This is a genomic window from Cellulomonas sp. NPDC055163 (assembly GCF_053607065.1).
The window spans coordinates 348,171-362,880 of the sequence record NZ_JBSGSU010000007.1; the positions used below are offsets into that span (position 1 = coordinate 348,171).

The 14,710-nt window shown below is 74.2% G+C and carries 11 protein-coding genes; 7 read left to right on the top strand and 4 right to left on the bottom strand.

Annotated features, from left to right (window positions below):
- The first annotated feature begins 50 nt into the window (after window positions 1-50).
- Window positions 51-956 (top strand): ABC transporter permease, encoded by a 906-nt coding sequence (locus tag ACWFNE_RS16085; protein WP_452123416.1) that lies wholly within the window; start codon window positions 51-53, stop codon window positions 954-956.
- Between the two features lie 5 nt (window positions 957-961).
- A complete protein-coding gene (locus ACWFNE_RS16090; protein WP_452123417.1) occupies window positions 962-2,185 on the top strand; it encodes an ABC transporter ATP-binding protein in 1,224 nt (407 codons plus the stop codon).
- 92 nt (window positions 2,186-2,277) lie between these two features.
- Here ACWFNE_RS16090 and ACWFNE_RS16095 read toward each other — a convergent pair whose 3' ends face one another.
- Window positions 2,278-4,275 (bottom strand): DUF4214 domain-containing protein, encoded by a 1,998-nt coding sequence (locus ACWFNE_RS16095; RefSeq protein WP_452123460.1) that lies wholly within the window; start codon window positions 4,273-4,275, stop codon window positions 2,278-2,280.
- Between the two features lie 119 nt (window positions 4,276-4,394).
- Here ACWFNE_RS16095 and ACWFNE_RS16100 point away from each other — a divergent pair, with 119 nt between their 5' ends.
- A complete protein-coding gene (locus ACWFNE_RS16100) occupies window positions 4,395-5,489 on the top strand; it encodes a glycosyltransferase family 4 protein (protein WP_452123418.1) in 1,095 nt (364 codons plus the stop codon).
- 89 nt (window positions 5,490-5,578) lie between these two features.
- On the opposite strand, the gene ACWFNE_RS16105 is transcribed toward ACWFNE_RS16100, so the two are convergent.
- Window positions 5,579-7,516, bottom strand: coding sequence for a hypothetical protein (locus tag ACWFNE_RS16105; RefSeq protein WP_452123419.1), 1,938 nt, complete (start codon window positions 7,514-7,516; stop codon window positions 5,579-5,581).
- A 177-nt stretch (window positions 7,517-7,693) separates the two neighbouring features.
- Here ACWFNE_RS16105 and rfbB point away from each other — a divergent pair, with 177 nt between their 5' ends.
- The 3 genes from rfbB to ACWFNE_RS16120 all read left to right on the top strand — a co-directional run bounded on the left by rfbB (window position 7,694) and on the right by ACWFNE_RS16120 (window position 11,746).
- Entirely contained in the window at window positions 7,694-8,689 is a 996-nt protein-coding gene (rfbB, locus tag ACWFNE_RS16110) for a dTDP-glucose 4,6-dehydratase (RefSeq protein ID WP_452123420.1), read from the top strand.
- Window positions 8,690-8,944: 255 nt separating this feature from the next.
- Window positions 8,945-10,177, top strand: coding sequence for an LCP family protein (locus ACWFNE_RS16115; protein ID WP_452123421.1), 1,233 nt, complete (start codon window positions 8,945-8,947; stop codon window positions 10,175-10,177).
- 660 nt (window positions 10,178-10,837) lie between these two features.
- On the top strand, window positions 10,838-11,746 hold the full coding sequence (locus ACWFNE_RS16120; RefSeq protein WP_452123422.1) for an LCP family protein: 909 nt from the start codon (window positions 10,838-10,840) through the stop codon (window positions 11,744-11,746).
- Window positions 11,747-12,032: 286 nt separating this feature from the next.
- On the opposite strand, the gene purE is transcribed toward ACWFNE_RS16120, so the two are convergent.
- A complete protein-coding gene (purE, locus tag ACWFNE_RS16125; RefSeq protein WP_452123423.1) occupies window positions 12,033-12,578 on the bottom strand; it encodes a 5-(carboxyamino)imidazole ribonucleotide mutase in 546 nt (181 codons plus the stop codon).
- A gap of 79 nt (window positions 12,579-12,657) precedes the next feature.
- Complete coding sequence (locus ACWFNE_RS16130) at window positions 12,658-13,863, bottom strand: 5-(carboxyamino)imidazole ribonucleotide synthase (protein ID WP_452123424.1); 1,206 nt, start codon at window positions 13,861-13,863, stop codon at window positions 12,658-12,660.
- Window positions 13,864-14,000: 137 nt separating this feature from the next.
- Between ACWFNE_RS16130 and ACWFNE_RS16135 the strand changes: the two genes are divergently transcribed.
- The gene (locus ACWFNE_RS16135) at window positions 14,001-14,603 is read left to right on the top strand and encodes a GtrA family protein (RefSeq protein WP_452123425.1); all 603 of its coding nucleotides are present in this window, start codon (window positions 14,001-14,003) and stop codon (window positions 14,601-14,603) included.
- Window positions 14,604-14,710 lie beyond the last annotated feature (107 nt).

Sequence of the window (14,710 nt, forward strand, 5' to 3'; positions counted from 1 at the left end):
CTCGTGTCGCGGCGCTCCGCGTCCGCCCGAGCACGTGAACGGAGATCTCCATGAGCACCCCGGCTGACAGCCGCGCCGCTGCGCTCGCCCGGGAGCCGATGCGGTCCGCCGGACCGGTCCGCGGCTTCGCGGCCGGCACCTGGACGTCGGTCCGCGACATCTGGGCCCACCGCGAGCTGCTCGACCTGCTCGTGCGCCGCGAGGTCAAGGCCCGGTACAAGGACAGCGTGCTGGGCTTCTTCTGGAGCCTCATGCGCCCGCTCACGATGCTCGTCATCTACTACGTGGCGATCGGCAAGTTCCTCGAAGCGGAGCGCTCGATCCCGCAGTTCGCGATCTACATCTTCACCGGGCTGACCGCGTGGCAGCTGTTCAGCGAGGTGGTGCTGTCCGGCACCTCCTCGATCGTGGTCAACGGCGGGCTGATCAAGAAGGTCTACGTGCCGCGGGACATCTTCCCGCTGAGCACGACCGGCTCCGCGCTGTTCAACTTCGGCATCCAGCTCGGGATCCTCGTCGTCGCGGCCGTGCTGACCGGCAGCCTGCGACTCGACTCCCGGCTGCTGTACCTGCCCGTGTCGTTCGCGCTGCTGCTCGCGCTGGGCCTGGCGCTCGCGCTCGTGCTCTCGGCGGTCAACGTCTACCTGCGCGACGTGCAGTACCTCGTCGAGATCACGACCATGGTGCTCTTCTGGGCCTCGCCCATCGTCTACTCGTGGAAGCAGGTCGAGGGCGCGATCGGCGGGACCGCGCTCGAGGAGGTCTACCTCGCCAACCCGGTGACGCTCGCGGTCCTCGGCTTCCAGCGCGCGTTCTGGAGCGCCGGGGAGAACGAGCCCATGCCGGACCACCTGATGCTGCGCCTCGGCGTGGCCCTCGCCGTCAGCATCGTCCTGCTCTGGCTGTCGCAGCGGATCTTCACGCGGCTCCAGGGCAACTTCGCCCAGGAGCTGTGAGCCGCGTGTCGACCAATGTGATCTCCGTCCGGGACGTCTCCAAGCGGTTCGTGATCCGCAAGGAGAAGTCGCTCAAGGAGCGGCTCGTGAACTTCGGCCGATCCAACCTCCACAAGGAGGACTTCTGGGCCTTGCGCCACGTCGACCTCGAGATCGAGTCGGGCAGCTCCGTCGGCCTCGTCGGGCCCAACGGCTCGGGCAAGAGCACGCTGCTCAAGACGATCGGCGGCATCGTGCAGCCGACGTCCGGCAGCGTGCACCTGCGCGGGCGCCTGGCCGCGCTGCTCGAGCTCGGCGCGGGCTTCCACCCCGACCTCACGGGCCGGGAGAACGTCTACCTCAACGCCTCGATCCTCGGCCTGTCGCGCAACCAGACGGACCGGTACTTCGACGAGATCGTCGACTTCTCCGGCATCGAGCGCTTCATCGACACGCAGGTCAAGTTCTACTCGTCGGGCATGTACGTGCGGCTCGCGTTCGCCGTCGCGGTGCACGTGGACCCCGACGTCCTGCTGATCGACGAGGTCCTCGCCGTCGGCGACGAGCCGTTCCAGCGCAAGTGCATGGAGAAGATCCGCGGGTTCCAGCACGACGGGCGCACGATCGTGCTGGTCTCGCACTCGCTCGACCAGGTCGCCGACCTGTGCGACCGCGCCGTCGTGCTCGAGCACGGGCACGTGCGCGCCGACGGTGAGCCGCGCGAGGCGCTGCGTGCGCTGCGCGACGACTTCGAGGCGACCCGCCAGGAGGAGATCGAGCGCGCGCAGGCGCGCGCCGAGGCCGCCCCGGTCGACGAGGAGCCGCGCGTCCGCCCGCCGCGCGCCAAGATCACCGGGGTCACGGTGCTCGACCCCGCCGGCTCGACGGTCGACACGATCCGCCCCGGTGCGGACGTGACGGTGCGCGTCCACCTCGAGGCGACGGAGCGGCTCGACGACTGGGTGCTCGGCTTCGGGATCGACAACCCGCTCGGCCAGAGCGTGTTCGGCACCAACACCCGCCTGCTCGAGATCGACATGCCGCCCGTCGACGGCGCGGCCGTCTTCGAGTTCACGCTTCCGGCGCTCGAGCTGGGCGAGGGCAGCTACTTCCTGCACGGTGCGATCGCGGGCACGAACGGCCTCGAGATCCACCGCCTGTCCGAGGCAGCGCGCCTCGTCGTCGTCGCGGACGGTCGCACCGTCGGGTTCGTCAACGTCGACCTCAAGTTCGCCGGCCAGGTCGGCTGACCGCACGCGCTCCGCACGCCCGTACGACGACGGCGCCGGCCCTCTCTCCTGAGGGGGCCGGCGCCGTCGTCGTGCGGCTCGGTCGGGACTGCTCAGAAGCGCGAGCGCGCCCGGTCGAGGTACTCCTGGCTGCCGGCGATGCCGGTACGGACCGCGCTCTCGCCCTGACCCATGAGGATCATCGTCCAGGTCTCGAGCCCCGACGGGTCGGGCTCGCGCCCGAGGAACGTCCGGTAGTAGACCGCGGCACGGCGCCGAGCCGACTCGTAGGACACCCAGATCCCCGTGAGGACGACCTCGCGGCCCGCGCGCGGGATCTGGTCGGCCCAGTACGCCTGCTCCGGGGCGCCCGCGGGACGCCCGAGGACCTGCTCGTACATGACGTTGACGAACCCGCGGTCCGTCCCGCCGCCCTTGGCGTACATCTCGGGGCTCGCCATGAGGTAGCGCGGCACGTCGTCGAGCGGGACGACCCCGGCCCGCACGACCCGGCGCCAGTGGTCCGCGCCACCCGGCTCCGGGGCACGGCCGAGCACGGTCTGGTACGCCTGCACGACGCGGCGGTCGATGTACTCGTCGCTCCACGTGAGCGTCGCGACGAGCTGCGCCTGGCTCACGCCGCGCGCGAGCTGGTCGCCCCACGTCTGCAGGCCCGACGGGTCGGCGCCGCGCCCGAGGAGGTCGATGTACAGCGCCTGGATGAGAGCGGTGTACGAGGTGAGCGACTGCGCCCGTGCGCGGATGCCGTCGAGCGCCGCGTACCCCATGTTGCCGGGGCAGGCGGTGTAGGCGGTGTCCCGGTGGCCGAACACGACCGGCAGGTCGACGGTCGTCCCCGCCGGGAAGCGCGAGTTCTCCCCACCCAGGGTGTGGTACTGCATCCGGCCCTGCGGGGCCTTCCCGTAGGCACCGAGGCGCCACGCGATGATCCGGGCGACGGCGTCGCGCTGCTCGTTCGAGGGACCGACCGAGGTGAACTCGCCGAGCATCGACACCCCGACGGTCCCGGTGTTGAAGCCGCCGGCGTGCACGCCCTTGACGGGCCGGTCGATGCCACCCGCGCGCCCCTCGTAGATGTAGCCCCACCGGTCGACGACGAAGTTGTAGCCGATGTCGCACCAGCCGCGGCTGCGCACGTGGTACGCGTAGATGCTGCGCAGGAGCGCCCGCGCCTGCTCGGGCGTCCCGTACGAGCCGTTGTCGTTCGCGGTGTGGTGGACGACGGCGCCCACGAGGCCCGACGAGTACTCGGGCGTCCCGCAGCCGGCGTTGTACGTGCGCAGGCTCTCGTCGGCACCCCACCCGGCGCGGCTCACGATCGAGGGCTGCGGTGCGCTCGAGGACGCCGCGAGGAGCGCCCCGGAGGTCGCCGCCGTGGTCGCCGCGGCGGTGCGGTACCCGGCGGTCGTGACGACGGCGTCGCCGGCGCCGCTCGACGTCGTGACCGACGCACCGCTCGTCCCCTCGCCGGGCTGCACGAGCTCGACGCGCAGGTCCTCGGGCCCGCCGGTCTCCGTCGCGGCGAACCGCGCCTGGACGGCGTCCGCACCGGGGACCCAGAGCGGCTCGCTGCCGCCCCGGACCGAGGACGCGGCGTCGGCGGTCCCGGCGTCCGGCCCGTCGTCCGCGGGCTCGACGGCGATCCACTCGGACCAGTCCCCGTCGGTGCGGACCCGGACCTCGGGCGCCAGTCCCGTGACGTCGCCGCCGTCGGGCCACGTGACGCCCAGCAGGGCGAACTCGTCGGTCTCGACGACCGGGGTCTCGAGGAGCCCGTCCGCGGTGGCCTCGTCCGCGACGACCTCCGCGGCGACGTCGCCGCCGGTCGTGGGCGACGGCTCCGGAGCCGTCCCGTCGGTGCTGAGGTCCCCCGACGCCTCGACGGCCGGCACGTCGACGACGATCTGGTCGACGGCGCTCTCGATGGGCGCGGTCTCGGCCTCGGGCTGGACGACCGTCGCCGGCTCCGCCGCGGAGGCGCTCTGCACCGGGACGAGGAACGTCGCGACGAGCGGCACGAGCAGCGCTCCCCGCAGTGCACGTGCTGCCGGGCCGTGGGCCCGCGTGGCGCTGTGGTGGGCGCCTGTCATGGTTGTCACTCACCGAGTGTTCGGGACGTCACACGCGCGTGGCAAGCGTTTCGGCGCGTGTTGCGCCGAGCCGTCCGACGGATGCTCGTGCAGGTCGGGGCACATGACACTATTCGGGCGTGAGGACAGTTCTCGACGCGACGCCGCTGCTCGGACCCCGTACCGGCGTCGGTCGCTACGTGCACGAGCTCGTGCAGCACCTGCCCGCCGCCGCCGCCCGGCTGGGCCTCGACTGCGAGGTCCGGGTGACCACCTGGACGGCGCGCGGAGGCCGTGTCCCGGGGCTCCCGGCCGGGGTCGAGCAGGTCGGCCCACGCGTCCCCGCCCGCCTCGTGCGATCGGCGTGGCTGCGGGGCGACCGGCCCCGCATCGAGTCGCTCGTCGGGCGGTGCGACGTGTTCCACGGCACCAACTTCGTGTCGCCGCCGACCCGCGGGGCGCGGGAGGTCGTCATGGTGCACGACCTCACCTACGCGCTGCTCCAGGACACGGTCTCGGCCGCGAGCCTCGCCTACCGCGAGCTCGTGCCGCGAGCGCTGGCCCGCGGCGCGACCGTCGTGACGCCGAGCGAGACGGTCGCCGAGCAGGTCCGCGAGCACTACGGGCTCGCCCCCGAGCGTGTCGTGGCCACCCGGCTCGGGGTCGGCGATGCCTGGTTCACCGCCGAGCCCGCGGACGCCGCGTGGCTGCGGGCCCGCAACTTGCCGACCGACTACCTCGTCTTCGTCGGTTCCCTGGACCCGCGCAAGAACCTCCCCCGGCTGCTCGAGGCCTACCGCCGCCTGCGCGCCGAGGTGCCCGGCTGCCCCGCGCTCGTGCTCGCCGGGCCCGCGGGTCGCGAGCAGGCGCTGCTCGGCGCTGAGGGCGTGAGCCTCACCGGCTGGCTCGAGGAGGCCGAGCTCCGCGCCGTCGTCGCCGCGAGCCGCGCGCTCGTCCTGCCCTCGATCGACGAGGGCTTCGGCCTGCCCGTGCTCGAGGCCCTCGCCGCGGGCCGCCCGGTCGTGCGCTCGACGATCCCTGCGCTGGAGGAGGTCTCCGGCGGTCTCGCCGTCGCCGCGGCCCCGGACGATGCCGACGCGCTCGCGGCGGCACTCCTCGAGGTCCTGCAGGCCCCGGCCGACGCCGACGCGGTCGCGCGACGGCAGGCGTGGGCCCGGCGGTGGACCTGGGACCGGTGCGCCGAGGCGACGCTCGGGGTCTACACGCGCGGCTGAGCACCCGGCAGACCGCTCACCGCGGGCACGGCCGTCGGCTGGGCCGACGTGCCCGTCGACGCAGCCGGCCCCGCGCGGCACCGGCGGGGTCAGCCGGTGACCTCCCACAGCTCGACGGTCCCGACCGTGCCGGCGGCGTCGGTGAACTCCTGCGTCGCGACGAGCTGCGCGTTGCCGTCGTCGGCGATCTCGAGCGCGCACGACGCGTCGGCGATCAGCCAGCGGACCCCCGCGCTCTCCGCCCGGGCCGGGTCCACCGCGCCGGCGCCGCGCTGCGCGAGCAGCTCCGCGATGTCCTCGACCTGGTCGGGCCACGCGAGCCCCAGGTTGAAGAACGCGACCGGGCCGCCCCACGCGAGCTTCACGAGGATCGGGTCGAGGCAGCTGTCGGGCAGCACGAGCGCGCCGTCGGTCCGCTCGGCGAGGGCCGTGACCGCCTCGTAGCGCGGCGTGACCAGCGGGATGTAGCCGAGTGCGGTCACGTCGCGACGGAAGAGCACGAAGTCGCGCACCGAGATCCCGGCGACCACGACGGCGAGCACGAGCGCGACGGCGACGAGCACCCGGTTCGGCCCTGCGCCGACCGGCTCCTCGTCGCGGACGCCCGCGCGGCGGTCGGCACCGTCCGCCGGATCGGCGCCGACCTCCAGGTCACCTTCGGGGCGGCCGTCGTCGTGCGGTGCGTCGCCGTCCTGCTCGTCCGGGGCCGCGCCCGGCGCCGCCTGCTCGACGGCGGGGACCCGGCGGCTCAGCGCGGCGGACGTCGCCCAGGCCAGCAGCGGCACGGTCAGCGCCGTCACGACGAGGTAGGTGTCGAGCCAGAAGCGGTAGGGCTCCTGGTTGGCGCCCCAGCGGTCGTTGACCGACAGCCACGCCCAGACGGTCACGAGCCCGAGCGGGAGCGCGGACCAGAGCAGGTGGCGGCGGCGGAAGCCGATCCAGGCGACGAGCAGCAGCGCGGGCACGATCCACACCCCGCTCGACAGGCCCGACTCGACGGGGACGCCGAGGTTCTTCGTCGAGGCCTCCCGGTACACCAGGAAGTCGTCCTTCCGCAGGAGCCCGCCGACGGTCGCGAGGACCTGCGGCGCCGCACCCACCGCGACCGCGACGGCGCACCACCACAGGCGTGCACCGGTCGCGCGCAGGAGGAGCACCAGGCCGGGCAGCGCCGGCGCGAGGCCGAGGACGAGGACCGCCAGCGGGCTCGCGTCCTCCGCGACGACCGGACCGGCGAACGCGACGACGGCGAACAACGCGACGGTGATCCCGGCGGCGACCCAGGACCGCGCGCGGACGAGGCCCACGACCGCGGCGCACGCCACCACGACGTACGCGGAGACGAGGAAGGAGTACGTCTGGATGTTGGCGAGCGAACCCACGAGGAGGCAGGCGGCGATCGCGACGGGCCACTCGAGGCGCTGCGGCAGCCGACGGGCGCCGACCAGCAGGAGGGCGAGCATCGCGACCCCGCCGAGCGCGAGCGCGACCGACTCGCCGTTGAGCGTGTAGAGCACGGCGAACGGGCCCCACAGCACCGCGTGCGAGTCGAGCTGGCGCATCCACGTCGGCTGGTCGAGCAGCCAGCCGCCCGTCCCGATCAGGAAGGGCAGGAAGCCCAGCACACCCGTCCACCACCGCCGGGTGAGCAGGACGCACGTGACGCCGATCGCGACGACGAGCAGGACCTGCGCTGCGAGGCCGCACAGCGTCCACATGGTCGCCGGGTGGGTCGAGGTCAGCCGGGCGAGCGTGCCGATCACGACGTAGTAGCCGCGCGGGTAGTAGATCGAGCCGGTCAGCGTGAAGGGCTCGACGAACGCCGACTCACCCTCGGCGACGCTCCGCACGATCGACAGGTACGCCATCTGGTCGGAGGCGAAGTAGTTGCGGAAGGCCGACAGGTTCCAGCCGGGCCAGCTGCGCATCATCCCCGCCTGCAGCAGCACGTGGGCCACGGCACCGACCGAGACGGCGAGGCCGGCGAGAACCGCTCCCCGTAGACGAGTGGTCGTGTCGTTGCGCATGCAGCGGCCCTGTCTGTGACGAGCGGGAGGGGGTCGAGGGGGCGTCGTGCCCGCGCACCGCGAGGCCAGGCGCCACCGTCGCGTCACCCTACACGCGCGCACCCGCCCGGCGGCGCGGCCCTCCTCCCGTCCCCGCTAGGCTCGACCCCGCCCAGCCGCGTCCCAGGAGGTCCTCTCGTGCGTCTGCTCGTCACCGGCGGAGCCGGCTTCATCGGCTCCAACTTCGTCCACCAGACCGTCCGCGAGCGCCCGGACGTCCAGGTGACGGTGCTCGACGCGCTCACCTACGCCGGCGACGAGGCGAGCCTGTCCCCCGTCGCCGACGCCGTCACGTTCGTGCGGGGCGACATCGCCGACGCCGAGCTCGTCGACTCCCTGGTCCGCGACGCCGACGTCGTCGTGCACTTCGCCGCCGAGTCGCACAACGACAACTCGCTGCACGACCCGTGGCCGTTCGTGCAGACGAACGTCATCGGGACGTACACGCTGCTCGAGGCGGTCCGCCGGCACGGCACGCGGTTCCACCACATCTCGACCGACGAGGTGTACGGCGATCTCGAGCTGGACGACCCGGCGAAGTTCACGCCGGAGACGCCGTACAACCCGTCGAGCCCGTACTCCTCCACCAAGGCGGCGAGCGACCTGCTCGTGCGTGCGTGGGCCCGCTCGTTCGGCGTCGAGGCGACGCTGTCGAACTGCTCGAACAACTACGGTCCGTACCAGCACGTCGAGAAGTTCATCCCGCGCCAGGTCACGAACGTCATCGACGGCATCCGCCCGAAGCTCTACGGCACGGGCGAGAACGTGCGCGACTGGATCCACGTCGAGGACCACAACTCGGCGGTCTGGGCGATCATCGAGCGCGGCCGCATCGGCGAGACGTACCTCATCGGCGCGGACGGCGAGGAGAACAACAAGGCTGTCGTCGAGCTGATCCTCGAGCTCACGGGCCAGGCGCGCGACGCGTACGACCTGGTGAGCGACCGCCCCGGCCACGACCTGCGGTACGCGATCGACTCGACGAAGCTGCGCGACGAGCTCGGCTGGACGCCGCGGTACGAGAACTTCCGCGCGGGGCTCGAGGCGACGATCGCCTGGTACCGCGAGAACGAGGCGTGGTGGCGGCCGCAGAAGGACGCCACCGAGGCCAAGTACGCCCAGCTGGGTCGCTGACCTCCCGGAGGTGGCTCCTCGCCCGGCGGCGGAGCCACCTCGTGCGGCGGAGCCACCTCTCCCGGCGGGGCCATCCCGCCCGGCGGGGCCACCCCGTCCCGCGTCCCGCTCGCGGGCGGTTCGCCGGGATCGGTCGGGTTCGTGCCGGAGCGCCGTGGGCCGGCACCGCGCGCGTCCCGTCATCTGCACAGATCCTCCACCGCGCCCGACACGCTGCTCCCCGCTCCCCGCGCGCCGCGCTCCTATCCTTCTGGGGTGACCATCCGCCACGCAGCCTCGTCGCGCCCCCGCGCTGTCCGGCACGCCCGCCGGCACGGCGGCCACGGCGTCCTGCGCGGGATCGCCCTCACGACGACGGCCCTGCTCGCGTTCGCCGGCTCGGGCATGGCTGCGGCCTACTCCCAGCTGCAGAGCAACATCCAGGCCGAGGACGTCACCGAGCTGCTCGGTGACCGTCCCACCCCGACGCCGGACCCGGACGACCCGAACGCCGGCCAGGCGGTGAACATCCTGCTCATGGGCTCCGACGTGCGTGACGGCGCGAACGGCGAGATCGGCGGCGAGGTCGCCGGCATGCGCTCGGACACGACGATCGTGCTGCACATCTCGGCCGACCGGTCCCGCGTCGAGCTCGTCTCGATCCCCCGTGACTCGCTCGTCGACATCCCGGCGTGCGCACGCTCGGACGGCTCGTCCTCGCGCGCCCAGTTCGGCCAGTTCAACGCGGCGTTCTCGATCGGCTCGGAGCAGACCGGGCTCGCCTCCGACGCGGCCGCCTGCACCATCCAGACCGTCGAGTCGACGACCGGGGTGTTCATCCACCACTACGTCGTGATCGACTTCGCCGGCTTCATCGGGATGGTCGACGCGCTCGGCGGCATCCCCATGTGCATCCCGAACGACATGAGCTCCGACAAGGCCGGGCTCGAGCTCGCCGCGGGCGAGCAGGTGCTGAACGGGTCGACGGCGCTTGCCTACGCGCGGGCCCGGACCGGTCAGGGCCTGGGCAACGGCTCCGACACCGACCGCCTCGTGCGTCAGCAGAAGCTCCTCGGGGCGACGGTGCGGACCGTCCTCTCGAAGAGCCTGCTCACCGACGTGCCGCAGCTCGTGCAGTTCCTCAACGCCGCCACGAGCTCGGTCACGGCGAACCCGGAGCTCGCGTCGATCCCCGCGATGACCGGGCTCGCGTTCAGCCTCCAGAACGTCTCGACGAACAACATCACCTTCATGACCATCCCGTTCGCGGCAGCCAAGAGCGACCCGAACCGCGTCGAGTGGACGTCGGAGGCCGACCAGATCTGGGCCAACATGGCAGCCGACCTCCCGCTCGTCCCCGCCCCGGCGGCACCGGCCGACCCGGGCGCGACGGCCGCTCCGGCGGACCCCGGCACCGCTGCGCCGGAGGTCGCCCCGACCACACCGTCGACGCCGCCCGAGGACGCCCCCCTCACCGCCGCGGTCAGCGACGTGTGCGGTCCGGCGTGAGCGGGTGCCATGACGCCCGATGAGCAGCCGACGAGCCGCGGCTCGCGCGCGCGCAGCGGCGGCTCCGCCCGACCGCTGACCCCGGGGACGCCCGGCCGTGCCCCCCGCCGTGACGGGGCGGCTCCCGCGACGCCGCCGAGCTTCGCTCCCGGGGCGGGTTCCGGCCGGCCACCGAGCTCCTCGGACGCGGTGTCCGTCGGCGGCGGGACGCGCACCCCCGGGAGACCGACCCGTCCGGCGACGCCGCGGACCTCGCGGCCGGCGACGCCGACGCCGACGCCGAGCGAGGGGACGCGGCAGGCGCGATCTCGGCCCGGCGACGACGCACCCCCGGCACCGGTGCGCACTCCAGCCCCGCGCACCGACCGGCCCTCGACACCCGGCCGCCCGCCCGCGGTCCGGCCCGCGACGCCCGCCACGGGCCGCCGCCCCGCCGCTGACGAGCCCGTGGTCGTCGCCGGGCGCCCGACGCCCGCCGCCCCCGGGCCCGCCCGTGCGGCGAGCACCTCCGGCGCCCGGCCGCCCGCCGGTCGGCCGCCGGCGGCGCCGCCCTCCTCCGGCGCGCGTCCCGGGGTGTCCCGATCGGTGCGTCCCGGGGTCGATGCCCCCGGCGGCCTCCCCCGCGTCTCACGGCGCCGGCTGGTCGTGGCCGGTGTCGCGGTGGTGCTTGTCCTCGCGCTCGCCTGGCCGATCGGGCTGATCATCTGGGCGGACGGGAAGCTCGCGCACGTCACGGCGCTCTCGGGAGCAGCCGGGACGGACGGCACGACGTACCTGCTCACCGGGTCGGACTCCCGCGCCGACGGGACGATCGAGGACCCCGAGACGACCGGCCAGCGGTCCGACACCATGATGCTGCTGCACCAGCCCGCCTCAGGTCCGGCGGCGCTCCTGAGCCTGCCGCGCGACACCTACGTCGAGATCCCCGGGCAAGGGCCCGGCAAGCTCAACGCGGCGTACTCGGCGGGCGGCGCACCGCTCCTCGTGCAGACCGTCGAGGGCCTCACGGGCATGACCGTGGACCACTACGTCGAGGTCGGCTTCGGCGGGTTCGAGCAGATCGTCGACGCCGTCGGGGGCGTGAACCTGTGCTCCGACCTGACGGTCGACGACAAGGACAGCGGGATGGTCTGGACGCCCGGCTGCCGCGACGTGACCGGGCCGGAGGCGCTCGCGTTCGCCCGCATGCGCAAGTCGGACCCCGACGGGGACATCGGGCGGGCCGAACGCCAGCAGCAGCTCATCGGGTCGATCTCGAGCCGCGTGCAGGACCCGGGCCTGCTCCTGCAGCCCGGCAAGCAGGTCGCCCTCCTCCGGTCGGGGACCGGGGCGCTCACGGTGAGCGACGAGACCGGCATGCTCGACCTGGGCCGCATGGCGCTGACGTTCCGCTCCGCGAACGGGCCCGACGGCATCACCGGGACACCGCCGATCTCCGACGTCGACTACCGGCCCGGGGGCGTGGGGTCGTCGGTGCTGCTCGACCCCGAGCGCGCACCGGGCTTCTTCGCGGCGATCCGCGACGGCTCGCAGCCGCCCGGCCCCGTCGGCGGGATGCCGACCCCCTGAGCGGCGAGCCCGCCTGGTCGGCCCGCGCTGGGGTTCGCGCCGGGGACGGGGTCGAGGTCAGGTCGGAGGGCGCGACATCGGCATCCGACGGGAGTCACGCGCCGGTCGCCGGTCGGAGGCGCGCGCCGGTCGGCGTGGATCGGCGGCACGCGCGCCGTCGGAGGTCAGGCCGTGAACCCCGTGCCGGCACGCGCGCCGACGGAGGTCAGGCCGTGGACCCCGGGCGGGGACGCGTGCCGACGGCCGTCAGGCCGTGGACCCCGGCGCGGACGCGTGCCGACGGAGGTCAGGCCGTGAACCCCGTACGGGGACGGCCGCCGTCGGCGTAGGAGCCGCGGAGCCGCTCCCCCTTGGCGTCAGCCTGCGCGCGCAGCCCGACCTGGAAGTCGGCCATGGCCGCGGCGAGCCGCCGCGCGTCGTCGTCGACCCCCGACGCGAGGATGCGCACCGCGAGCAGGCCCGCGTTCCGCGCGCCCCCGACGGACACGGTCGCGACCGGGACGCCCGCGGGCATCTGCACGATCGAGAGCAGCGAGTCGAGCCCGTCGAGGTGCGCGAGGGGCACGGGCACACCGATGACGGGCAGGGTCGTCACCGCCGCGAGCATGCCGGGAAGGTGCGCGGCGCCGCCGGCACCGGCGACGACCACCCGCAGCCCGCGACCGGCCGCCGAGCGCCCGTACTCGACCATCTTCTCGGGCTGGCGGTGCGCCGAGACGACGTCGACCTCGACGGGGACGCCGAACTCGCCCAGGGCCTCGGCCGCGGCCTGCATCACGGGCCAGTCCGAGTCCGATCCCATCACGATGCCGACCAGGGGCTGTGCTGCCATGTCCGTCTCCCGTTCGCGAGGTGGTGCCAGGTGCGCGGCCGAGGCCCGCACCGGTGTGGTGCCGGGCCGGCGCCGCCCGTCAGACGGGGTCCTCGCCGCGCAGCAGGGCCGCCGCCGCCCGGGCCCGCCGGCGGACGTCGTCGAGGTCGTCGCCCGAGACGTTGACGTGGCCGAGCTTGCGCCCGGGGCGCACGCCCTTGCCGTAGAGGTGCACCTTCGCGTGCGCGTCGGCCCGTGCGACCACGTCGAGGCCGTCGGTCAGCTCGGCGCGCGCGCTGCCGAGCACGTTGACCATGACCGTCCACGGCGCCCGCGGCACCGTGTCGCCGAGGGGCAGGTCGAGCACCGCGCGCAGGTGCTGCTCGAACTGGCTCGTGACGGAGCCGTCGATCGTCCAGTGCCCCGAGTTGTGCGGTCGCATCGCGAGCTCGTTGACGAGCACGCGCGGCGCGGCGCCGGGCGCCTCCCCCGGGACCTCGAACAGCTCGACCGCGAGGACGCCCGTGACGGCGAGCCCCTCGGCGACGGCCACCGCGGTGCGCCGCGCCTCCTCGCCGGTGCGGGGGTCGAGGTCCGGCGCGGGTGCGACGACCTCGGAGCACACGCCGTCGACCTGCACGGACTCCACGACGGGCCACGTCCGGACCTCGCCCGACGGCGTGCGGGCCACGAGCACCGCGAGCTCGCGGGTGAACGGCACCTTCTCCTCCGCGAGGAGCTCGGCGCCCTCGCCGCGTGCGGCGGCGTCGAACCAGTCGTCGACCTCGTGCGCGGACCGGACGACGCGCACGCCCTTGCCGTCGTAGCCTCCGCGCACCGTCTTGACGACCGCCTCGCCGCCCGTCGAACCGAGGAACGCCTCGAGCTCCGCGGCGTCGGCCACCGCCGCCCAGCGCGGGCACGGCACGCCGAGCTCGGTCAGGCGCCGGCGCATCACGTGCTTGTCCTGCGCGTGCACGAGCGCACCCGGCGCCGGGTGCACGGGCAGGCCACCCGCCACGAGCCGCTCGAGGAGCGCCGAGGGGACGTGCTCGTGCTCGAAGGTGAGGACGTCGGCGGGGGCGGCGTGCGCGGGCACGACGGTGCCCGGCCGGCCCGCGACGAGCCCCTCGACGGCACGCTCGTCGCGTGCGGCACCGACGGGTGCGTCGACCACGACCTGCGCGGCCGACGACGCCGGCTCCTCGACGAGCACCCGCAGGTGTACCCCGAGCGCTGTCGCGGCGGGTGTCATCATGCGGGCGAGCTGGCCTCCACCGACCACGGCCACGACGGGTGCTGTCACGGGCGACGAGAGTAGTCGAGCCCCGCGGCGTGGGCGCGCACCGTCCGGGACGGCGGCTCCCTCGCGCCGACCGCACGTCCGTTTTCACCCGATCTCGCCCTCGCCGCCGCCCGGAGGCCCAGGGGTACGATCCACCGGTGACGTCTACGCCAGGAGCAGGACCGGAGCGGCTGCTCGCGCTGCGGGTCCGCGTGCTCGAGCTCGCACGCTTCCTGTCGGTCGGCGGGGTGGCGTTCGTCGTCGACCTCGGCCTGTTCAACCTGCTGCGGTTCGGGCCGGGCGAGCTGCTGATCGACAAGCCCATCACCGCGCGCGTGCTGTCCATCGCCGCCGCGACGGTCGTCTCCTGGCTCGGCAACCGGCACTGGACGTTCGCCGAGCACCGCACCGCCCGGCGCGGGCGCGAGTTCGTGGCCTACGCGGTGGTCAACGCGATCGGCGTCGTGCTCGGCATCGGGACCCTCGCGCTCTCGCACTACGTGCTGGGCTTCACGACCCCGCTCGCGGACAACGTCGCGAACATCATCGGCATCGGCCTGGGCACGATCGTGCGGTACGTCGGGTACAAGACGCTCGTCTTCACGTCCGCCTCGGGCGACGTGGTGCCGACCGTCGCCCCGCCCGTCGTCCTGGAGGACGTCACGGTGACCGGCGAGCCCGTGCTCGACGGGAACCGGACGGTCGCGGACACCGCGTCGCTCGACGCGGCTGCGTCGGTCCCCTCGCTCGACCGGGCCTGAACTCCGCAGCCACGCACGCACCGCCGGCTGCGGCCGGTTCGACGCTGCCACCGGCGGTGACTGGTCCGCCCTACCGCCCGCGGCGACGGGTCCGCGTCCGCGTCCGC

Coding starts and splice junctions, on each gene's coding strand:
- ACWFNE_RS16085 (WP_452123416.1), top strand. CDS start 51: ATGAGCACCCCGGCTGACAGCCGCGCCGCTGCGCTCGCCCGGGAGCCG.
- ACWFNE_RS16095 (WP_452123460.1), bottom strand. CDS start 4,275: ATGACAGGCGCCCACCACAGCGCCACGCGGGCCCACGGCCCGGCAGCA.
- ACWFNE_RS16105 (WP_452123419.1), bottom strand. CDS start 7,516: ATGCGCAACGACACGACCACTCGTCTACGGGGAGCGGTTCTCGCCGGC.
- purE (WP_452123423.1), bottom strand. CDS start 12,578: ATGGCAGCACAGCCCCTGGTCGGCATCGTGATGGGATCGGACTCGGAC.